General features: G+C 62.7%; 21 protein-coding genes and 1 pseudogene. 8 read left to right on the top strand and 14 right to left on the bottom strand.

The window, feature by feature from the left end; genetic code table 11:
• Positions 1–94: 94 nt before the first annotated feature.
• Positions 95–853 carry a septum site-determining protein MinC gene (gene minC / locus NKH12_RS22535; protein WP_352955158.1) on the bottom strand — a complete coding sequence of 253 codons (759 nt, stop codon included), beginning with the start codon at positions 851–853 and terminating at the stop codon, positions 95–97.
• 170 nt (positions 854–1,023) lie between these two features.
• A complete protein-coding gene (locus NKH12_RS22530) occupies positions 1,024–1,461 on the bottom strand; it encodes a hypothetical protein (protein ID WP_352955157.1) in 438 nt (145 codons plus the stop codon).
• 273 nt (positions 1,462–1,734) lie between these two features.
• Between NKH12_RS22530 and NKH12_RS22525 the strand changes: the two genes are divergently transcribed.
• Positions 1,735–2,448, top strand: a complete 714-nt coding sequence (locus tag NKH12_RS22525) for an SOS response-associated peptidase (protein ID WP_352955156.1) — start codon at positions 1,735–1,737, stop codon at positions 2,446–2,448.
• Here the strand turns inward: NKH12_RS22525 and NKH12_RS22520 are convergent.
• Together NKH12_RS22520 and NKH12_RS22515 are read right to left on the bottom strand one after the other, a co-directional pair.
• Positions 2,445–2,705 carry a hypothetical protein gene (locus NKH12_RS22520; protein ID WP_127210940.1) on the bottom strand — a complete coding sequence of 87 codons (261 nt, stop codon included), beginning with the start codon at positions 2,703–2,705 and terminating at the stop codon, positions 2,445–2,447. The genes NKH12_RS22525 and NKH12_RS22520 overlap by 4 nt on opposite strands.
• 3 nt (positions 2,706–2,708) lie before the next feature.
• A complete protein-coding gene (locus NKH12_RS22515; protein WP_352955154.1) occupies positions 2,709–2,969 on the bottom strand; it encodes a hypothetical protein in 261 nt (86 codons plus the stop codon).
• A 134-nt stretch (positions 2,970–3,103) separates the two neighbouring features.
• Here NKH12_RS22515 and NKH12_RS22510 point away from each other — a divergent pair, with 134 nt between their 5' ends.
• The 4 genes from NKH12_RS22510 to NKH12_RS22495 all read left to right on the top strand — a co-directional run bounded on the left by NKH12_RS22510 (position 3,104) and on the right by NKH12_RS22495 (position 7,191).
• Positions 3,104–3,298 carry a hypothetical protein gene (locus NKH12_RS22510; protein WP_352955153.1) on the top strand — a complete coding sequence of 65 codons (195 nt, stop codon included), beginning with the start codon at positions 3,104–3,106 and terminating at the stop codon, positions 3,296–3,298.
• 274 nt (positions 3,299–3,572) lie between these two features.
• Positions 3,573–4,235, top strand: a complete 663-nt coding sequence (locus NKH12_RS22505; protein WP_352955152.1) for an HIT family protein — start codon at positions 3,573–3,575, stop codon at positions 4,233–4,235.
• Positions 4,148–4,780 carry a hypothetical protein gene (locus tag NKH12_RS22500; protein WP_352955166.1) on the top strand — a complete coding sequence of 211 codons (633 nt, stop codon included), beginning with the start codon at positions 4,148–4,150 and terminating at the stop codon, positions 4,778–4,780. The genes NKH12_RS22505 and NKH12_RS22500 overlap by 88 nt, the downstream gene beginning before the upstream one ends.
• Positions 4,781–4,782: 2 nt before the next feature.
• On the top strand, positions 4,783–7,191 hold the full coding sequence (locus NKH12_RS22495) for a nucleoside triphosphate pyrophosphohydrolase (RefSeq protein WP_352955151.1): 2,409 nt from the start codon (positions 4,783–4,785) through the stop codon (positions 7,189–7,191).
• 389 nt (positions 7,192–7,580) lie between these two features.
• Here the strand turns inward: NKH12_RS22495 and NKH12_RS22490 are convergent, their stop codons facing one another.
• The 4 genes from NKH12_RS22490 to NKH12_RS22475 all read right to left on the bottom strand — a co-directional run bounded on the left by NKH12_RS22490 (position 7,581) and on the right by NKH12_RS22475 (position 11,408).
• Complete coding sequence (locus tag NKH12_RS22490) at positions 7,581–7,910, bottom strand: DUF2934 domain-containing protein (protein ID WP_352955150.1); 330 nt, start codon at positions 7,908–7,910, stop codon at positions 7,581–7,583.
• A 123-nt stretch (positions 7,911–8,033) separates the two neighbouring features.
• Entirely contained in the window at positions 8,034–8,681 is a 648-nt protein-coding gene (locus NKH12_RS22485) for a BA14K family protein (protein WP_352955149.1), read from the bottom strand.
• Positions 8,682–8,839: 158 nt separating this feature from the next.
• Positions 8,840–9,943, bottom strand: a complete 1,104-nt coding sequence (locus NKH12_RS22480; protein WP_502910826.1) for a KamA family radical SAM protein — start codon at positions 9,941–9,943, stop codon at positions 8,840–8,842.
• A 160-nt stretch (positions 9,944–10,103) separates the two neighbouring features.
• Positions 10,104–11,408, bottom strand: a complete 1,305-nt coding sequence (locus NKH12_RS22475) for a mechanosensitive ion channel family protein (protein WP_352955147.1) — start codon at positions 11,406–11,408, stop codon at positions 10,104–10,106.
• A 572-nt stretch (positions 11,409–11,980) separates the two neighbouring features.
• On the opposite strand from NKH12_RS22475, the gene NKH12_RS22470 reads away from it, so the two are divergent.
• Entirely contained in the window at positions 11,981–12,412 is a 432-nt protein-coding gene (locus NKH12_RS22470) for an SAM-dependent methyltransferase (protein WP_352955146.1), read from the top strand.
• 67 nt (positions 12,413–12,479) lie between these two features.
• On the opposite strand, the gene NKH12_RS22465 is transcribed toward NKH12_RS22470, so the two are convergent.
• Positions 12,480–14,102, bottom strand: a complete 1,623-nt coding sequence (locus NKH12_RS22465) for an ABC-F family ATP-binding cassette domain-containing protein (RefSeq protein ID WP_352955145.1) — start codon at positions 14,100–14,102, stop codon at positions 12,480–12,482.
• 177 nt (positions 14,103–14,279) lie between these two features.
• On the opposite strand from NKH12_RS22465, the gene NKH12_RS22460 reads away from it, so the two are divergent.
• Together NKH12_RS22460 and NKH12_RS22455 are read left to right on the top strand one after the other, a co-directional pair.
• Entirely contained in the window at positions 14,280–14,621 is a 342-nt protein-coding gene (locus NKH12_RS22460; RefSeq protein ID WP_352955144.1) for a prolipoprotein diacylglyceryl transferase, read from the top strand.
• A 225-nt stretch (positions 14,622–14,846) separates the two neighbouring features.
• Positions 14,847–15,257: a hypothetical protein gene (locus NKH12_RS22455; protein WP_352955143.1), complete on the top strand. Its 411-nt coding sequence runs from the start codon at positions 14,847–14,849 to the stop codon at positions 15,255–15,257.
• A gap of 30 nt (positions 15,258–15,287) precedes the next feature.
• Here the strand turns inward: NKH12_RS22455 and NKH12_RS22450 are convergent, their stop codons facing one another.
• The 5 genes and pseudogenes from NKH12_RS22450 to NKH12_RS22430 all read right to left on the bottom strand — a co-directional run.
• On the bottom strand, positions 15,288–17,318 hold the full coding sequence (locus NKH12_RS22450; RefSeq protein ID WP_352955142.1) for an amidase: 2,031 nt from the start codon (positions 17,316–17,318) through the stop codon (positions 15,288–15,290).
• A 249-nt stretch (positions 17,319–17,567) separates the two neighbouring features.
• On the bottom strand, positions 17,568–19,046 hold the full coding sequence (locus NKH12_RS22445; RefSeq protein ID WP_352955141.1) for a WD40 repeat domain-containing protein: 1,479 nt from the start codon (positions 19,044–19,046) through the stop codon (positions 17,568–17,570).
• A gap of 114 nt (positions 19,047–19,160) precedes the next feature.
• Complete coding sequence (locus NKH12_RS22440) at positions 19,161–19,931, bottom strand: exodeoxyribonuclease III (protein WP_352955139.1); 771 nt, start codon at positions 19,929–19,931, stop codon at positions 19,161–19,163.
• A gap of 9 nt (positions 19,932–19,940) precedes the next feature.
• On the bottom strand, positions 19,941–20,585 hold the full coding sequence (locus tag NKH12_RS22435) for an alpha/beta hydrolase family protein (protein ID WP_352955138.1): 645 nt from the start codon (positions 20,583–20,585) through the stop codon (positions 19,941–19,943).
• A gap of 212 nt (positions 20,586–20,797) precedes the next feature.
• Positions 20,798–20,917, bottom strand: a pseudogene (locus tag NKH12_RS22430) (tetratricopeptide repeat protein); the annotation flags it as partial.

Raw genomic sequence — 20,917 nt, 5'->3', positions numbered from 1 at the left:
TGTTGTTGGTATTGTTAAGCGTTTGATTTATGCGATGCGCTTAAGTGCTTGTTTTTGTGAATGACTCGTATCCGAAACCGCTGCGTACTTTGCGTTAGCTGAACGGCGCGATGCGCAGCGTGTCTTTTTCGAGAAACGCCTGCACCGCCTTTCCACGCAAGGACGGCTCCATCTCCTCGGCGGTGCAATACCAGCCGTCGACCGACAGCAGCTCGGCCTCGTTTTTGCGGCAGAAGATGCGCGCCGCCGAATGGCCGAGCACACCGGCCGACGCCCGCCCGCGCAGCGTGCCGTAGACATGGATGGAGCCGGCAGCGACGATCTCGGAACCGGAGGCGACGGAACCTAGCACGATGACGTCGCCATGCGCATGAAAGACCGACTGGCCCGAGCGGATCGGCGTTTTCACCATCAGCGTGGCGGGCGCTTCCGGCTGCCTGTCTTCTGGCTTGCCCTGTTCCGCCTTGCCTTCTTCCGGCTTGCCCGCCTCTTCAGGCCTGCCCTTGCTGTCGGCCTGCATCAGCAGCCCGGCGGTAGCCTCTTTCGCACCGATCAGCACCGGCGGCAGATTGGCCTCGAGCGCCGTGTTGCCGTCGAGCTCGATGGCGTAGATGCGGATGCCGCGCAGGCCAAGCTCAGCGACCAGCCTTTCGATCTGGCTGAGCTCGGGCTTCAGCGTGTTGAGGTTGAGCACCACCGGCCGGCCGGCGAAATAGCCCGGCGAATTGCCGATCCAGCGATCGAGGCTTTCCAGCCACTCCGAAAGCGGCGCTTCCGGGGTGAGCGTGAAGGCGACAAAGGAGCGGGCGCGAAAGCGAATGGATTTGGTCTCGACGGGGGCGGCGAATGTCACGGACAGCGATTCCTTACTGATAGGTAAACGCTAGCCAGCCATGGTTAACGAAAGGTTAACGGAGGGGTGTTTGCGGCATCCGGAAAGCTGTTATTGACGGACCCGGCGGTGCCAGCAGCCGAGCGGCTGGCGCGGGAAATTGCCTTGCCCTTTCCTCGACACCTTGCTGGCTAAGTGCCCTTCGCTGCGTCCTCGATCAGTTCCGCTAGCAAGGTAGAGAACCGCTCGTCAGTCCTATCCCCTATGTTTCCCACTTCTCTCGCCACGATCCCGGGCGAAGAGACTGACACTTGCCCACTCAGCTGAACGTTGACCGTGAACGTCCTCCCGACTGCCTCCTTCTCCATTCCACCCTTCCTGTAGATTCTGAACCGAATAGATGGTGTTGATGCTTTGGTCTGGCGGCGTGGCGCGGTGTCCATCTCGACGGCCACCTCGCCTGCTACGTCAGCCTTGGCTGCTTCCAGTGACGCAACCACGACGTCGTTTAGCCAAGCCCTTGCTTGCGCGCCGAAGTCCACCCCCTCGGCCTTCTCACTGCCGACCTTCTCCTCTTGCTCACGGCGAGCTTCCTTCCCGCGATCAAGGGCATCTTTGAACTTAGACATTATGGTTTGCCTCCGATTGTGAGCGCATGAGACCAGCCGCCATGCTCCTCCTCATGGGTAGAACGCGCACAATCGGCGTCCGTTGCGTAAGCTGAGCCCGCGGTTCGCCGTTGCGCACGGTATTTTCCTTCTGGCGCGGTCGATCGCCCGGGTGGCGGCGGTGATCGCGGCGCTGGTGGTGGTGGCTGGGGTAGCGTGTCAGCAGCCGAGCGACAGCGCTGGAAATTGCCCGCCCTTTCCCACAAGATGCCTGAACATCCCTGAGGGCTCGACATGTGCAACCTCTACAACATCACCACCAGCCAGGAGGCGATCCGCCAGTGGACCCGCGCCCTGCGCGACATCCTCGGCAATCTCGAGCCCTCCATCGACATCTACCCCAACCAGCCCGGCCCGGTGGTGCGCAACGGGCCGGACGGAACGCGCGAACTGGCCAATCTGCTGTGGGGCATGCCGACGCCGATTGAGCGGGTGAAGGGCAAGGCCGACTACGGCACCACCAACATCCGCAACCCGCAATACGGCCATTGGCAGCAATATCTCGGCGTCGCGAACCGCTGCGTGGTGCCGGTCACCAGCTTCGCCGAACCAAGCCCGACGCCCGGCGATAAGGACCCGGATACCGGTATCCAGAGGAACTACTGGTTCGCACTGAGCGAGGAGCGGCCGCTGTTCTTCTTCGCCGGACTGTGGACGCGCTGGCAAGGCGTGCGCAAGGTCAAGGACGGCCCCGGCGACTTCGAGCTCTACGGCTTCCTGACCACCAAACCCAACGCCCTGATCGCGCCGATCCACGAGAAGGCGATGCCAGTCATCCTGACCACGCAGGAGGAAACCGAGACCTGGCTGACCGCGCCATGGTCGGAGGCCAGGCACCTGCAGCGCCCGGCGGCGGACGACGCGCTGGTGATCGTCGAGAAGCCGGCGACGCAGATCAAGTTTCCGCCGCAGGCGCCACAGGCGCCGGTACAGGGCTCGCTGTTCTAAAGTTTGAACTTCTGCAGCACCCAGATGTAGCCCTTCGGCGGATGGTCCTGGTCGATGAACTGAGTGCGCACAGTAGTGTCCTTTCGGCTGCACCGTTTGCACCTGAACCTGATGGCTTCCAGCGGCTTGTTCCAGCCCACCACCTGAGCGACATCGTTCGCCCGGAAGCGTCCGACATGGTAGCAGTGGCCGCACTCGACGATCAGCAGCATGTTGGCCTTCGCGGCACGTCCAACGCTGTCCATCGGCCCGGCCATGGCTCATTTCCGGGTCAGGTAATCCTCGGGAAGCGGGAGCAGGCCAAGATTCGGCATTCGGAAATCCGGCTCCTTCTCCGCTAGGCTGGCCATCACCTCATGCAATTTGTCGACGAGCCCGCTAAGCTGCCAATACAGTTCGCCATGCGCCTTCAGATGCTGTTGCGACGAAAGCACCGTCCTGCGCAGCCCCAGAGCGTCCCTGATGATCGCCTCCGCATCCCTCGTCGACAGCCTGTCAAACCGGCTTTTCCGTCTGCCCATCGCGGCTCTCCCCAATTTGTGAGCAACCGCCCCACCTACTGACAAATAGGAAGGCATTCCTCGCGGCGTCAATTCGTCCTTGACATTTTTGTTCCCGTTTTGTTCAATTTGAACAGAAACTATGGAGCAACGCCATGGACCACATCGTGACGCTTGACAGCCGCCAGGAGGCCACCCTTCAGGCCATCGCCGACAAGTTCATTGCCCAGCACAAGGGCGACGCGGTGAAGGCGCTGAAGGAAATGATCGTGCTTAATGGGCATTTGCAGGAACGGCTGGATGCCCTTGTCGTCACCACGCCGAGCGACGCGCTAGGCGCTCAGAGATGACGGTAGTAGGACGCGTGTTCAAACGTGCCGTTCGAAGTTCGGCTTAGCACCATAAGCGGAAGTTGAATGCGCCTCTAAAAGTGGACGTAGCATCATCGTATGATTGAGACTGTTTTTCGCCCTCGGGCATCCGCCTCCCTGATTGACCGGCGGAAACGAACACCCAATATTATGGGGGAGTGGTGTTCGGTTCCAACTGGGGTTTGGCGAGGTGGCGCATGGAGTTGCGGTGTACACGCCTGCCCTTATGGGATAACCTTGACAAGTACGTGAAATGGGCCGCTACAGGGCGATGAATAGATCAGATATGGAAGCTTCGAGCAGCAAGTTCGCTTGGCTCACCGCACCTGGGCTGCACGCACGCCCGGCTCATGACGTCGTCGTAGCGAGCAACAATCACTTTGTTGCCGTTCCGTCGCTGGGTTCCTTGGTGCCAGGGTGGATATTGCTTATCCCGAGGCGCCCAATGTCTACCCTCAGCCTTATGGACACCGAGGAGCGGAAAGCCCTTGCAGTACTCCGCACCGAGCTCGCCGCTCGGCTGAGCGCGTATGGGCACACGGTTCATGCGTTCGAACACGGCGGCGCGTCCGGGAGTCTTGTCAGCTGTGGCGTCGATCAAGCTCACTTGCACCTCGTCCCGCTCAGCTTCGATTTGTTACATGCGGCGCGCAGGCACGATCTAGGGTGGCGCACAAGCGTCGGAATTCGTGACCTCACCGAAGCAGAGACTGGTGGTAAGGAATACCTATTCGTTGAGCGCTTAGGCGTCTCGCTGATTGGGTTTCCAGAGACCCCAACCTCGCAATGGTTCAGGCGGCTGATCGCGCAAGAGTGCGGGGGGAGAGAGTGGGACTACAAAAAGAATCCCAATTTCGAGCAACTGGAGGCAACGGTAGCGAAGCTAACAGCGCCGAGGTCGGCCATCAGCATATAGAAGAGCTAAACGATGATCGCGCTATCGGCGATTGGAAGTCGCGATTTTGTGGTGCGGCGTGGCGTCAAATCATTGCCGAGCTTCTATATCTTGTCGTTCTTCTGAGCTTAGGCACCCTCGCGCTGCTCGATGCTGCAATAGCTCCAGCTCTGCCCCACGAGGGCGGGAATGCATACGTCTCCACATTACTGGGTATAAAGATCAATCCTGACGCGTTAAAGTGGATTGCTCTATGGGTTGCTGGCCTCCTAGGCGGGACTGTCTTTGCGCTTAAGTGGCTTTATCACTCCGTTGGAAAGGGCCTTTGGAATCGGGACCGCATTTTGTGGAGACTTATCGTTCCATTCAATTCAGCGACGGTTTCGATATTCACAGGCTTTCTCTTTTCCTCCGGAGCCGTCCCGTTCCTTAAGAATGAGGCCTTGGACACGCCACTGATGACCCTCGCGTTCGGGTTTATATTTGGCTATTTCTCGGACAACATACTCGCGGCGTTGCAGAATCTTGCCCAGAAGATTTTCGGCACCCTTGGACAGAGCGACTGACTGTGGCGGAGCATCCTGCTATCGCCAGTCAAGGCGATCTGACACTGACTGCTGACTTCTCATCCTTCCAGAGCGCGGCAAGCATATATGGCGCTAAAGCGGCCGGATTGTTTCTTTTGCCAATGGCTTGGGTTCCCAAGTTCGCCGCGGTGTCAACGACGCTCTACAATGAATGGCGCAAGAGTGGGGAGCTGCAGAGCCCTATCGTCTCTGAGATCCTCGGCTGGATCGGATCGTATGGAATCCGCAGCTTAATCGTTCGGTCGAGCAGCAAGAACGAGCGCATCACAGATCGGGGCAAATACAGATCAGTGCCCGCAGCTGGTACTGATCGGGCGGCTGTGGCAGCTGCCATTATCGAGGTGTTCGAGTGCGCCAGGTCTGCCGACCCAACAGATGAAATGGCTCTCGTCCTCCAGGACTACAAGTGCGCAGCAATGGTGGGCCACCTTTCCAACGAGGTGAGGGTAAGCCCGACGCGCAACCAATGGACCTATGAGATTGAGAACCCGTGGGTTGGGGCGAAGGGGTTAAACAGCAAGTTCGCCACATCCCCAGACCCAGCCGTTGCTCTTCCGTCAGCACGTCAACCTCATCAGACGTTGCGTTCCGTCGGTCGCTGGTGCTGCGATAACTTCAAACCGAGATGCCATATCGAATGGCTGGTGGAGAGCAGCCATCTCCAGATCGTCCAGCTCGACTTCGAATGGCGTGAGCTCGACAACGGAGCGGATCCGACCAAGGAAGTTCTCTACCAACGCAGCACGCTCCCAGATCCAACGGCTCAAAAGCATCTCAAGCAGTATCCGTTAGGATCAGCTACCCGATGGAAAAAGCTACGGAACCTGTCCGAGTTTGATTTCGGGCCAGACAATCCCGCTCCAATCCTGTTCGAACTGGCTTCGATGCTGGTGTCTCAGGCGCGGCAGGACGCCGCCCTGCGGACGTCGATAATTAAGGAGGTCAAATTCATCACAGGCGATCGCGCGGTGGTCCGCACTGATGTCGATCAGAAGGACTTCCCTAGGTTCAATCTACCGAGGACCGATACGGTGTGCGCTGCGGACGCAGTTTCTTGGTGCGAGTGCCAGCTTGATCTGCTCGGGCAAAGACAGGCCGCCGAAGAAAACGTCGTGTTTTTGATCCACGCCTTTCTGCCCGCCCTCGCGTCGGCTTGGGCCTATGCCGACCCAAATCGACTAGATGTCCAGATAGATGCACTGTGGGGGCTTCCTGATGGCCTCCAGGTATTGCCCGTCGATAGCTACGAGGTAATCCCCTCGAGAGATCGCGTGATTCAGACACCTTCAACCTACAAGCCAATGTTTCTCCGCGAAACCGAAGACGGACAATGGACCTACATAAATGTCCTTCGTTCAAAAGGGCGATCGCAGGTCTTGCCAAGAAAGGACATCCTAGAAATTGCGAGGCGCACGAAACGTATATCAGAAGGAATAGGAGAGTTTGCGCAGATAATGTGGTTTTGCGGTATTCCCCACGGTTACGGAGTCGGTCGAAATCTACCTTGGTTCAGATCAAGGGAGAAGCTTGATCCTGCGCCTCGTGCAGAGGATAAATATAAGAGCTTCACCGTTCGAAATTTCGAAGACCTCGACAAAATTCCCACGTCGCGCGCCGCGATCGAATTTAGCCCTGACGCAAATCAGATCCGCAACGAAGCCTTCCTTGAGGCTGTCATAGCTAAGGCTCAAGAGCACAAGCTTCCCGTTAAGCTCAACGGTTCCGTCCTTGGGCATGTCTATTACAAGCTTTGTGAGGCGGAGGTTGGGATCATTCTCCCGAATGCGGCGAAGTACAAGAGAACGCGGGAGCGGCGAGTCTTCGGGAAGATCGTGCGTGACAAGATCCCCACAAACATTAGCAGCGGCGGCGAAGAGGCGGTTGAGGCCACTTTACGCAAGCCCGACGCGGTTCACGGTCTCTCCGCCAAGATGGTCGAGGAGTTGGAGGAATTACTAAAGGCAAAGACAGACGACGAAAAGGCAGGCGAACTCGCGGATGTGCTGGAAGTGGTCCGCGGTATAGCTCACGAACTCAAGGTGGACTGGCTAGACCTCGTCTCGCGGGCGGACGCCAAGAAGCAGCGTTCGGGCGGGTTCCAAGAGCGTAAGGTGCTAGTCGAGACGTCGTTGCCACACCCACGGCGCGCATCGGAGCGCGTTGGCGAGGTCGGTCTGGAGGAGCTTGGCGCGGCTTCAGTTGTGGGTTTACGGGCCGAGGTGCCGATCGCCGGCATTGTCAACACCGTAGAGAGAAAGCCGATCACCGTTAAAATCCCAGATGCGGGGATTAACCTTCAGATTGCCTTGAAAAGAGGAAAGCTTGTCGTATCGGTCGCGCCGATCGAAGGTCCCATCGAGGACGACGATACCCAAGGCTCCCTCTTCTAGTCGGGTAGGCCGCGTGCGCTGTAACTGTCTGCTTTTCAGGCCGAGCTAATTTAGCCGCGGCAAAGTCCGGGTTGGGTCAAACAGGCCGTTCACGGATGTCCCATTTCTCTGCATGCCGTGATTCGAATAAAGACAGTCCTTAACCTAGGCACTTCTTCTCGATCTCATCCGGGCCGCCGTCTTCGCAGGCTCAGGTTCCGACAGGCACGGGCGCGGCTGCCTGGCAGGCGACGGCACGCTCCCTCAATGCCTCTTGAAATACTGCACCTCGCGTTCGTGCTTCTCCGCCGCCTCGCGGCTGTCAAACGTCCCTAGATTGCGGCGCTTGCCAGTCTTTTCGTCCTTCCTGCGCGAATAGAGGCGGTATTTCCGTTATTTGAGTTTTCTGATCACTCCCCGAGCCGCTGCTTCCCCTTGAGGTTGCGCGCGGCTTGCTCGATCGCCGCTCTGTCGTTGCCCAGCCTGTCGATCAGTTCCTGCGCCTGTTCGCCCGATATGCCGGTGCGCACCGCCAGGGCCTCCACCGTCAAGACGTCGGAGCTCGCGACCTCGCGGGTTTCCGGCAGGGCATCGCCTGCCGTCAGCGGCAAGGCTGCCTCCCTGTCGATCTCGGTCTCGGCCCGGTGCCAGTGCCGCTCGGGATCGCCATGCATCCGGCCTTCACGTTCCCAGATCTGGTATGCGCGCTCACGAATCCTGTCTTCCCGGTCGTCGCCCATGTTGATTCCTCCTTTGGGTATCGGATGAACGCCGCGCCAACCCGAACGATCCAAGAAATCTGCGTGATCGGGGTCGCATAAGGCGCTATGCACTGCGACCGCCAGCCCGCCGCTCAGCCCTGCCTAGTGGCACTGCCGGCGCGGGCCGCCGGAATAGGGCTGGTAGGTGTTGTCTTCCGGCCGATAAGAGCGGTAGCGGCTGAAGCAATATTCTATGTGGTCGGGCGGAAGCCAGGCGCCGCCGGTTTCATCCGCCGGAACGTTCCCATCGATTGACCACCTCTCGGTCGCCTCGACATAGTTGGCGCTTTCGTCGGCAGGCTGTGCGACACGCTTGGCCGCGCCGGCATCGAGATAGGGCGAGATGCAGGGACGCTGCTCTCCGCTATAGGATGTGTAGTGGTCGTCGCTTGGTCTGTAGGAGCGGTAGCGGCTTGCGCACCATTCCACATGGGCGGCGGGCACCGCCTGCTGCTCGTCGGCTGCCGGCTTGATAGAGGCGGTAGCGGTGGGGTCGGGCGCAGGGGCCTGATCAACCGGGACCTGATCAACTGGGACCTCTGGGACCTCGCGGGCGGGAAGGCGCTCAAGCTTCTGCGAAGCAGGGTCCACCTTCCGCGGCTCCCTCGGCCACAGTTCGGCAACGCTGGAGGTCGGGGCGGCCTGCCGCACCGGTTCGGCGGAAAGAATCCAAACGGCGAAGGCCAATCCGCTGGCGAACACCGCCAGCGTCAGCACAAAGCCGCCAAGTACCGCCGAAAAAGCTTTCACCCTGCGCTCCTTTGCCCCGTCATCTCTAGAATGCGAGGCATTGGATCCGGTTCCAACCCAGGCGCGGCAGCAGGAGCTTGCGTGCTCAAGGAAGATCCCTCTCCGTCTCCGCTTCTCCGAGCCACCTCCCCCCTTTGCGGGGCGAGGAACCCAAGCTTTCAGAGGTCGCCGACAAGCTCCGTATAGGTCCTTAGCTCGCCATCCTGCCCGCGAATCCGCCAGGTCGCTCCGTCCTGCGCTTCGACATAGGATGGGCCGAGCGGCACTTTGCCGCCGCCGTCCGGCAGGTCCAGCACATAGACGGGGTTGCAGATGCCCGATAGGCGGGCGCGGAGCGCGCTGGCCAGCGCCTGGCCCTCGGCGATGGTGGTGCGCCGGTGCGCCATGCCGCGTGCGAGGTCGCCGTGGTGCAGGTAATAGGGCTTGACGCCGAGGCGGTACATCAGTTCCCGGCACAGTTCCTCCAGCACCTCGACCGTGTCGTTGACGCCTTTCAGCAGAACGCTCTGGTTCAGCAGCACGAAGCCGCCTTGCCGCAACGTGCGGCAGGCTTCTTCGGTGGTCGGCGTGATCTCCCGCGCGTGGTTGAAATGGGTGACGACGCTGACCATCAGCCGGCCCTGCAGGGAGCGAACCAGCCCTGACGTGACGCGCGACGGCAGAGCGACGGGCACGCGCGTGTGGATGCGCAAGAGCCGCACATGCGGAATCGCCTCGACGCGGGCGCGGATTTCTGACAGCGCCTTGTCCGGCAGCGACAGCGGATCGCCGCCGGTCAGGATCACCTCGCGGATATCGGGATGGGCCTCGATATAGGCGAAGGCCGGCTCCAGCGCCTCGCGCGAAAAACCGCGGCCGATCGAGGTCAGCGACTCCTTGCGAAAGCAGAACCGGCAATAGACCGCGCATTGATAGGTCGGGAACAACAGGACCCGGTCGGCATGGCGATGCGTCAATCGCGGCACCGGACTGAAGGCATGGTCGGCGATCGGATCATCGAGTTCGCCTTCCTGCTCTGCCAGTTCGCTAGGCGACGGGATGACCTGAAGCCGTATCGGATCGGCGGGGTCGCCCCAGTCGATCAAATCGAGGTAGGCTTTTGGGATGCGAACCTTGTGGCGCGTGGCCGCTGCTTGAGCCGCCGCGCGCTCGGCTGGCGAAAGCGGCAGGGAATCCAGATCGCGAACATGCCGCACGCCCGCGCGAACATCGTCCTGCCACGCGACGTCGTCGACGCTGGCGCGCTCGTCATCGGCCGCCATGCCGGCGTCGGGGATGTCGAGGTGTGAGGTCATCGAAGGCTCCTTGAGTTCGGAGCTGGATACAGCATTGAAGCCAGGGCTTGAACCCTTGCCGGGATGGCAGGGAGGAAAAGGCTGCGCTCAGCGGCTTCGGCGCCGCGACCCTGCTGCACCCTACCCGTCAGCGCCCGCGTGATTTCCCAGCGCGCCCATCCGGCTTCATGATGATCTCGCGGTGCGGATAGGGGATGTCTATGCCGTTTTCCCTAAAGGTGTCCCACAGCGCCAGTAGTACTCTGCCGCGCACATTGGTCAGACCTTGCTGAGGGTCGTGGATCCAGAAGCGCAGGACGAAATTGAGCGAGGACTCGCCGAAGTCCGTGAGCCAGCAGACCGGCCGCCGGTCCGCTTCGACCCGGCCGACGCTCATGGCGGCCTTAATCGCCAGTTCACTGACCTTATGCGGGTCGGCGTCGTAAGAGACTCCGAAATTCACGTCGAGCCGCACAAGGTTATCGCTGAACGACCAGTTGATGACCCTTTGGGTGATGAAGTCTTCGTTCGGGATCAGGTATTCGCGGCCGTCGCGCGTCACCACCGAGACAAACCGCGCTCGCAATTCGCGTACCCAGCCGAAGGTGCCTTCGAGCGAAATGGTGTCGCCCGGCTTGATCGACTTGTCGAGCAGGATGATCATGCCGGAGACGAAATTTGAGACGACCTTCTGCAGCCCGAAAGCCAGGCCGACGCCGACGGCGCCGGAAAATATCGTCAGAGCCGTCAGGTCGAGACCGACGGAAGACAGGGCGATGGCACCCGCCACCAGCACAAGGCCGACCTTTGCGACCTTGCCGACGAGGACGCGGATCGAAGGTGTCAGCTCTTCGGAGAGCCGGACGCGCTCATCGATATACTTGCCGACGACCACCGCAAGCCAAACCGTCGCGATCAGCAGCAGCGCCGCTTTCAGCACCATGAGCGCCGAAAGGCGAACCGCGCCCAAAGGTATTGCCAGGCTGTCCAGGAAAGCCGCGGCGTCGTCATCGAGGCCCAAGATGACGAGGGCCGCATAGATCCAGGTCAGCCAGGCGAGAGCCCGTGCGACAAAGCGGTTGCGGATGATGCGCGACAGCACCGATGCGAACAGCCAGGCGAGGGATAGCGAGAGCGCGATATAGATGAAATGGGTCCGGCTTGGCCAGGTGACGGCGCGCATGAGAATGAGCGCGGCAAGCAGGAAGACCGTGAACAGGATCCAGTCGGTGCGCCGCAACAGGGCAACGACGACCCTCAACAGTCCGGGATGCCCCTTGATCTGGCGTGCCCGGTTTTCCACGAGCGGCTCGATGCGCTGCGCCGCGAGCTTCGCGACCAGGAAGAGCGTGACGATGATTGCAGCCTGATAGAAAAACCACGGCGTGACGGCGTAGTCGAACCATCGGCTGGCCCAGGCCAGCGATTCATCGATGGCGTTGCGAAAATCCATTCCCACACGACCGTTATGGACTGGCGAACCGCACAATGTCGCCGGCCTCGTGAAGGGTCAAGCCGGCGACCAAGACGCCTTCAAGCGGGCCTCCGCTCCTGCGCCTTTTGCCGGTGCGTTCGACAGGTCAGGATAGCCGCTGTCACAGGTGCGGACGCGCCCGGCCTCAGTTCCAGCACCCAGGCTGAACGCGGCCAGGAAGCGGTCAGCCGAAACATCACTGATCAGAAACAATCTCGCACTCGCTAACGCATACATTAGCTTGCGCTTAAATTAGCTTTATCGTATCTATCTAAATGGCCGGTGATCTACCCCCAACCGGTTAGGCTCGGCGCCAGTCCCCCCCTCAGGCCAACGACGCCGGGCCGCTCGGGGTTTATTCCCTCTTTAAGTATCCCCTACTGTTCCTGTCGTGAGAAGTCGACCGATCGTCGGCCTCTTCGACATCGATCAAGGGGCCTTCACCACCGGCGGTGAACACATCGACGATGTCCGCGATCCCTCAGGTGTCGGCCTTCCCGTCGCCAGCCATGGTCGCTAATCTCGGCTCACGGAAAGGCTGGAGAAGAGGAATGGCGAACGGCTTGTCGCCAAGGCTTTTGGCGATCGTCGATGCGCTGCCTTTGCGGCAGGGAATGCGGGTGCTGGAGATCGGCTGCGGCCCGGGTGCTGCGGCGCGCGCGATCGCGCGCCGGATTGGCGACGGCCACGTGCTGGCGATCGACCGCTCGGCCAAGGCCGTCGCGCAGGCCAGGGCCGCCTCGCGCGCCGAGATTGCAGCGGGCCGGCTGAGCTTTCGTCAGGTCGCCATTGAGGATTTCCGGCTGGAGGAGGACGAGAAGCACTTCGACATTGCCGTTGCGGTGCGCGTCGGCGCGCTGGACGGGCGTCACCCCGAAGCAGGAAAAATCGCCCTGCAACGGCTCAAGGCGGCGTTGACGGCGCAAGGCCGGCTGTTCATCGACGGCGGCGATCCGCTGCGCGAAATTGCGATACACGACTGAGCAGCCGGTGCTTCCTTTCCAGAATCAAGCGTTTGGGTGACGGTAGGCGGCAGCGCCGTTCTGCGCCTCAGCTCCGCAATCCAGGCGCTTCCTGCCCGGTGCGCTCGACATACTCGGTATAGCCGCCGCCATATGTATGAACGCCCTCGGGCGTCAGCTCCAGCACGCGGTTCGACAGCGCCGCCAGAAAATGCCGGTCGTGCGAGACGAACAGCATGGTGCCTTCGTATTGCGAGAGGGCCGTGATCAGCATCTCCTTGGTGGCGATGTCGAGGTGGTTGGTCGGCTCGTCCAGCACCAGCAAATTGGGCGGGTCGAACAGCATCAGCGCCATCACCAGCCGCGCCTTCTCGCCGCCCGACAGCACCCGGCATTTCTTCTCGATCTCGTCGCCGGAAAAGCCGAAGCAGCCGGCCAGCGCCCTGAGCGGCGCCTGGCCCGCCTGTGGAAACGCGTCTTCGAGCGTCTGGAACACGGTGCGCTCGCCCTCCAGCACCTCCATGGCGTGCTGGGCGAAATAGCCCATCTTGACGCTCGGGCCGCGCGCCACCGAGCCATTGTCCGGTTCGGAGGCGCCGGCGATCAGCTTCAGCAGCGTCGACTTGCCGGCGCCGTTGATGCCCATCACGCACCAGCGCTCGCGGCGGCGCACCTGGAAATCCAGCCCTTCGTAGATCGAGCGGCTGCCATAGCCCTTGTGGACGTTCTTCAGCGTCACCACGTCCTCGCCGCAGCGCGGCGCCGGCTGGAAGTCGAACGACACTTTTTGGCGGCGCTTGGGCGGCTCGACGCGGTCGATCTTCTCCAGCTTCTTCACCCGGCTCTGCACCTGGGCGGCATGTGACGCCCGCGCCTTGAAGCGCTCGATAAAGGCGATCTCCTTGGCCAGCATCGCCTGCTGGCGCTCGAACTGCGCCTGCTGCTGCCGGTCGGCGATCGCCCGCTGCTGCTGGTAGAATTCATAGTTGCCGGAGTAAGCGGTCAGCGAGCCGCCATCGATCTCGACCACCTTGTTGACGATGCGATTCATGAACTCGCGATCGTGCGAGGTCATCAGCAGCGCGCCGTCATAGTTCTTCAGGAACTGCTCCAGCCAGATCAGGCTTTCCAGGTCGAGATGGTTGCTCGGCTCGTCGAGCAGCATGGCGTCAGGCCGCATCAGCAGGATGCGGGCCAGCGCCACGCGCATCTTCCAGCCGCCGGATAGCTTTCCGACGTCGCCGTCCATCATCTCCTGGCTGAAGCCGAGGCCGTCCAGCACCTCGCGGGCGCGGCCATCCAGCGCATAGCCGTCGAGCTCCTCGAACCGCGCCTGCAGGTCGCCATAGCGGGCAATGATGGCGTCCATCTCATCTGATCGCTCCGGGTCGCCCATGGCGGCTTCGAGCTCACGCATCTCGGCCGCCACTTCGCTCACCGGCCCGGCGCCGTCCACCACTTCGGCAACAGCGCTGCGGCCTTCCATGTCGCCGACATCCTGACTGAAATAGCCGATGGTGACGCCGCGATCGACCGAGACCTGGCCCTCGTCGGGCTGCTCCTCGCCGTTGATCATGCGAAACAGCGTCGTCTTGCCGGCGCCGTTGGGGCCGACCAGCCCGACCTTCTCGCCCTTCTGCAACGAGGCGGACGCCTCGATGAAGACGATCTGCCGGCCGTTCTGCTTGCTGATGCTTTCCAGTCGAATCATGCTTCCACGCGCGCCCAAGGGATTTTCCCCGCGCCAATACGCGATAGGCCGCGCCCGCGGAAGCCCGCAAATTAATGCGAATACGACGCCAGATTCGAAGTTCGAACTGAATTAGCGGAACCTCAGATAGGGCCGGCAGTTTAGAAAGATGACCTCGAACACCGAAAGGAGGACGATATGAAGACGCTTACTGCTATTTTGCTCGCCACCTCTATGATCGGCCTGACCGCCGGCACGGCAAGCGCCACCTGCCATGACACGACTGCATCGGTCAAAGCTCAGTCAGGCATCGCAAAAGACGGAACGCATGCACCTCTCGAAACTGATGCGAATGCCGGCAGCAAGGTCGAGGGCGGCCCGGCCAATAAGGACGCCAACACCATGCCGCTTGCCAACCAGGAAAGCGGTGGGAATAAGAACCTCGCCACTTCGCAGCAGGATGCCGAGGCGCAGCAGAAGGGCGACAAGACAGCCGCAGCCAAGGCCGACCCCGGTAGCGACCCCTGCAAGCCGGACTGACGCGGATTGAATAGTTGGCCGCAGACGCCGCACTGCATGCCGCGATCGAGCATCGGCGGCATGCAGGCCGGTCCCGCGATGCCCCCAAGCCGCGAAGATCCCTCCAAGGCAGAGGTTGTGCTCTGTTTCGAACGCGATGGCGGTGGCCACTCTGCGCAGCAATGGATGGAAATCCGACCCGTGCCGCACTACTACGATCTACATCGACGGTAAACGGGGTGGCAAATGAACGAGCAGCACACTGTATTCCTGGTCGGTGGAGGCACGGGCGGCGATGAGCAAGCGGTGTTCACCTTGCGCTCGTCCGAAACCGGCTGCCAACTCACCTGCAGCTATCGTGACAAAATGATCGAGGCCGAGGAGGAAGACTATTTCGAAGCCCTGTTCCAAATCCGCCAGCAACTCGAAGTCGAGGGCTTGCTGCCCTTTTGTTATGGAGCGAGCGGGAATGTTTATCCCGAAGGGACGGTGATCGAGATGAGCCGCGGATTGATCGCCTGCAAGGTGAAAATGGGGCAGCTCCCTCAAAAGGCTGATTTGGTCAATATCTTTGCCGACGGCCACGACGTGATGCCGGTCTTCGTCCACCTGCAGCAGGAATTTTGGGACGAATGGCTGGCCTCGCTGCCGTCATAGCGGCCAGCAACTGCCTCACCTGCCGCAACCTCATCCAATCCCACCCGTCACCGCATAGACGCCGGCGACGCGTCCGTCCTCAAGGCGCACGACGGCGCTGACGATCGAGCCGTATGAGCCGCGCCAGACGCTGTGGATTCTCTCATGCTCTTTGGCCGGTACGCCTGCATGGCCGGTGAAGTGCGCACCGGCGCGCTGCATGGCGACAGGCTCGCCGTTGACATGCGCCTTGACGCCGGCGGACTCGGCCCCGCCGTTCAGGGCTCCGTCATTCAGGTCGAGCGTGATTGTTATCTCGTCCTGATCCCCCGCATGGCACGTCTCGGCGGCAAGCGTGAGGGTGAGCGGCGGTGCCTCGCCGGGCTGGCCGGCGGCAGCCCGCGCGGGAAAGACATCGTCGGAAAGTTCCGGCGTGCGCGGCGGACGGCTCCGGCGCTGGCCAAAACGCTCGAAGTCGCCGGCCAGCCAAAGCAGCTTCGTATCCTCGTAGGCCTTGCCGGCGAAGGTAAGGCCGACCGGCATACCGATATCGGCCATCGTGCCCATCGGCACGGTGACAGTCGGAATGCCGAGATGGCGCGGCACGAGATTGCCGTTGGCGACCCAGGTGCCGTTGCGCCAGGCGAGTGCCGCGGAGGCCTCGTTGACATCCGCGTCGGCCGGCCCGACATCGGCGACGGCGGGAAACACCACCGCGTCGAGCCCTTGCGCGTCGAGCCAATCCTCGAAGTCGATGCGCCGCGTCGCCTCCAGGCCTTTCAGGCCAGCCTCCAGCTCGGGAATGGCCAGGAATGGCGTGACACCGCGCCTAGCCCGCTCAACGTATTCCGCCAGATCGAAGCTGTCCTCGTAGCGGTCCGGCAGCGTGCCCGGCGGCTGCGGAAAGATCTTCGCGCCGTCGACCGAGGCGAGATCGGGGATAGCGGGGTCGGCGTTGGCGCGCAGGAAATCGTCCCAGGCGAAGACGCACAGGTCCCAGACCTCGCGCTCGGCGAATTCTTCCGGAGCCAGCCCGCGATCGACCATGTTTTTGGTGCCCGGCCGGTCGCGCTCGTAGTTGGAGACGACGGGGAAATCGACCTCCACCACATCAGCGCCAAGCCGCCGCAGATCCGCTGCCGTCTGCTCCCACAGCTCCAGCACCGACGCGCGGGTCTGGATCGGAACGTCAGCCTCCGTGTCTCGGCCGATATACATGCGGGGCACGCCGAGCCGCATGCCTTGCAGCGCGCCCTCCAGTCTAAGGTCGGTGTAGCGTGGCGGCCGCACCGCCGAGCTCTTCGGCAGCGCCACCCAGGGCTGCGCACGCCAGAAATCGCCTCTGGTGTCGGGGTCGTCGGCGACGATCACGTCGAGCAGTTCGAGCATATCCGGCACGCTGCGCGTATGCGGCACCACCACGTCCATCGTCGGCACCAGCGGCCAGTTGCCGCGCACGGAAATGACGCCGCGCGACGGCGAGTAGGCGACCAGCGCGTTGTTCGACGCCGGTGCCCGGCCCGACGACCATGTCTCCTCGCCGAGCCCGAAGGCGGCGAAACTGGCGGCGGTCGCCGTCCCGGAACCATTCGACGAGCCCGACGCGAAGGCCGCGGTCAGGTATTCGGAATTGTAGGGGCTTTCCGCCCTTCCGTAGACGCCGCGCTGCATGCCGCCATTGGCCATCGGCGGCATGTTGGTTAGCCCGATCAGCACCGCGCCGCCGGCCCGCAGCCGCGCAATGGTGAAGGCGTCCTCGCTCGCCGTGAGATGCTCGAAGGCCGGCGAGCCGGAGGCCACCGTCAGGCCCGATACCTTGAAGCTGTCCTTGGCGGTATAGGGGATGCCGTCCAACGGGCTGAGCACGGCACCATTCCTGCGGCGCTGGTCGGACGCGGCCGCCTCCTCGAACATTTTGGGATTGAGCACGGGAACGGCGTTGAGGGTGATGCCATGGCGGTCAAATCTGGCGATCCTGCGCAGGCAGGCGCCGACCAGCTCGACGCTGGTGACGGTGCCGGCCTCCAGCGCCCGCCGCAGCTGTTCGATGGATGCCTCGACGATGTGGAGATTGGTCGTCATGTTCGGTCCCTGCATCCTACGCGACGATGGGGTCCCTGCGCCGATATTGTACAGGTCGCGTTCTTTCACACCCCCCTCTGCCCTGCCGGGCATCTCCCCCGCAAGGGGGGAGATCGGCAGCGTCCTCGACAGCGCCAACTTTTCAGCGCTGGAGATTAGCGAAAGCCGAAGTGACATCCGATCTCCCCCTTGCGGGGGAGGTGTCCGGCAGGACAGAGGGGGGTGCTCAAGCTCCGACCAGGAAATTGCTCACTCCGGCGCGCCGGCGAAGAGCACTACGCCGTCGCCGCCGCCGGCAGGCCAGTCCCGGATGGTGCGGTCGTAGCCGCCGGTCAGCACCGTGCCGTCGGCGGCGAACGCCACCGCGTAGACCGGTCCGGACCGGCTGTCGAACAGGGCGGTCTCGTTGCCGGTTTTCATGTCCCACAGCCGTGCCGTGCCGTCGAGCGATCCGGACAGCAGCCGCTTGCCGTCGGCCGACAGCGCCAGCGCATAGACCGTGCCCGAATGGCCCTCGAGGCGGCGGACTTCGCGGCCGCTGTCGAGATCCCAGAGCTTGATCGTATAGTCGCCGCTGCCGGTGATCAGATGGCGCCCGTCGGCCATGAACACGACGCCATAGGGGCCGCGCTCATGCCCGTGCCAGCTGCGCAGCTGCTTGCCGGTGCCGATGTCCCATAGTTTTAGCGTGCCCTCGATGCTGCCGCTGATCGCGCGTGTGCCGTCGGGCGAGACGGCGACCCCGCTGATCGACCAGTCGTGCCCCGGCATCACATGCAGCACCGAGCCTTTCTCGATATCCCAGACGATGACCCTGCCGGTGTCGTGCCCGCTGACGGCACGTTTGCCGTCGGGGCTGATCGCCAGCTTGTTGACGCCGCCGTTCTGGCCTGACGAGAACACATGCAACACAGCGCCGTCGGAGAGCTGGCGCAGCACGATTTCGCCATCGTCGCCGGCCGTCAGCGCCCGCGCCCCATCGGGCAGGAAAAGCGCTGTCCGCGCCATGTCCTTGTGGACGCCGAGCGTGCGGAGCAGGCGCTTGCTGTCGATATCCCAGAGTTTGATCGTGCGATCGGTGCTGGCGCTCATGATCGAGTGCCCGTCGGGCGCCAGCGCCAGCCAGACGACGGGCTCGCGATGGCCATCGGGCTGCGTTGGCTGCGGCGGCGGAGCCTGGGGCAACGGCGCGACGGTCTGCGGTGGCGGAGCCGCGGCTGGAGCAGCCTCCGGCGGTGAACCAGAGGGGGCAAGCGCGACCTCGGCTGGCGAAGCAGGAGCCGGCGGCTGTGCCGGTTCCGCGCTGGCGACGTCTTCGCCCTTCGGCGTGCTCGGCGCGGGCTGCTCGGCGGTCAGGCTTTTGCCGGCGTCCTGTGGCTGCCCCAACCAGGGACCGAGCTGGTCGATCACCAGAGCGAGCACGGCAAGAAACGGAACGACAGCGAAGAGCCGCCGCAGGCGTGGTCTTCCACCGGGTTGCGTTTCGGCGCCCCTGCCGAACAGGGGCCTCTTCGGAGCGAGCGTCGATCGGCCCGGCAACGGGCCGCCCCAGAACAACAGGGCTGCAAGGGCTGAGACGAAGCCCGCCGCCCCGAAAAAAGCCAGGCGCACGGACGCGAAAGCATCGCCGGCGCCCTCGCCGCCCAGCGCGAAATACACGCGTATAAGGCAGAGTATGCCGATCGCCAGCAGCAGCACCGCAAGCAGCCTGTCGATAAACCTGTTCATCGGGCCCCCCTTCGCGCCGCGTCGCTTGCCCGCAATGATGCCGGTCAGCGCCGGGCTTGTCGATGTCCTTCTGATAGGAGCCAATCTCCCCACAGGGAGATTGACTATCCGCCCTCACCGCAATTCCACCCACACCGGGGCGTGGTCGCTGGCGCCGGGCTCGCCGCGGACGTCGCGGTCGATGCCTGCCCCGACCAGCCGGCGCGCCAGCTTCTTCGAGAGCAGTATATGATCCAGCCGCAGGCCGGCATCGCGCGGCCAGCGGTTGCGGCGATAATCCCAGAATGTGTAAAGCGTTTCTTTCGGGTGCTTCTTGCGCAGCGCATCGGTCCAGCCCTGGTCGAGCAGTGCTGCGAAAGCGGCGCGGCTTTCCGGCTGCACCAGCGCATTGTCGTCATAAGAGCGGGTCGGATAGATGTCGCGCGGCTCGGGCACGATGTTGTAGTCGCCGACGAGTGCCACTGGCAGGCCGGTGTCGAACAATTCCGCCGCATGCGCGTTCAGGCGCTCGTGCCAGGCCAGCTTATAGGTGAATTTCGGGCCGGGCTGCGGGTTGCCGTTCGGCGCATAGAGGCAGGCGATCACGATGCCGCTGACCGCTGCCTCGATGTAGCGGGCCTGGTTGTCGCTGTCGTCGCCAGGCAGCGCTTCGCGGATCGGCACCGGTTCTGAACCCCGCGCGAGTATGGCGACGCCGTTCCAGGTCGGTTGTCCCACCCACACCGCGCCATAGCCGGCCGCGGCGAGTGCCGAGCGCGGAAACTGCGTCTGCCTCGCCTTCAGCTCCTGCAGGCAGACGATGTCGGGCCTGGCGACAGCCAGCCAGGCCAGCAGGTTTGGCAGCCGGCTGTTGATGTTGTTGATGTTGAAGGTGGCGATCTTCATCGGCCAGCTTCAGCGCACGATGCGCTCGGTCCACGCCTTCACCGCATCAGCGAGTGTCTTCAGATGATCGGCAGTGGAGAAGCCGGAGATGCTCTTGCGCGGCTTGAGGTCGTGGTCGCCATCCTCCAGCCAGAGGATCTCGATGCGGTCGGAAAGATCGTAGGTCGCGACCTCGTCCCTGGTCCCGAACTCGTCGCGTGTGCCCTGGAAGATCAATGTCGGCGTCTTTAGCGCGGCGAGATGTTTGGTGCGCAATTGGGTGGGCTTGGCCGGCGGATGGAAGGGGTAGCCCAGACAAAGCAGCCCTGAAATCTCGCCCTTCGAAAACGTCTCGTCGGCGATCATCGAGGCGACGCGTCCGCCCATCGACTTGCCGCCAATGATGAGCGGCCCCTCCACGCCCTTCGCCCGGAGGTCAGCGATCGCCTTGATGTACTCGGGATTCGCCGTCTCGGCCCGCGGCGGCGGCTTGCGGTGGCCGTAGCGGCGGGCCGCCATGTAGTGGAACTCGAAGCGCGCAACGCGAAAGCCGGCGTCAGCAAGTGCTTTTGCCGTGGCGTTCATCGAGGCCGAGTCCATCGGCGCCCCGGCGCCATGGGCGAGCAGGATGGTGGTGGGGGCGGTATCCGGGCCGTCGAAGAGGAAGGTAGTCATGGGGTGGCCCATTTAAGGAGGCCGCGTTCCGTCCCACCCCCCTCTGGCCTGCCGGCCATCTCCCCCGCAAGGGGGGAGATCGGCAGTTCTGGCGCCCCGCTCACTTTTGCAACGTTTGAGGATGACGAAAGCGGCTGAGCGCTTAATCTCCCCCCTTGCGGGGGAGATGGCCGGCAGGCCAGAGGGTGGTGTTCAAGCGCGACCAAACGAACTCACGCCGACATCCGCGCCAGCTGCAAATAGACGAACTGAATACCCTTGATCGCGATGCTCGCCCATTCGGAATTGGCGTCGAGTTCGAGGTAGCGCGACCAGCTCCGCCGTGCCTCGGC

The organism is Mesorhizobium sp. M1322, assembly GCF_040318085.1.
Classification (GTDB): Bacteria; Pseudomonadota; Alphaproteobacteria; order Rhizobiales; family Rhizobiaceae; genus Mesorhizobium.
Note: the sequence above shows the minus strand (reverse complement) of the source record. Positions and strands in the feature narration are given on the sequence as shown.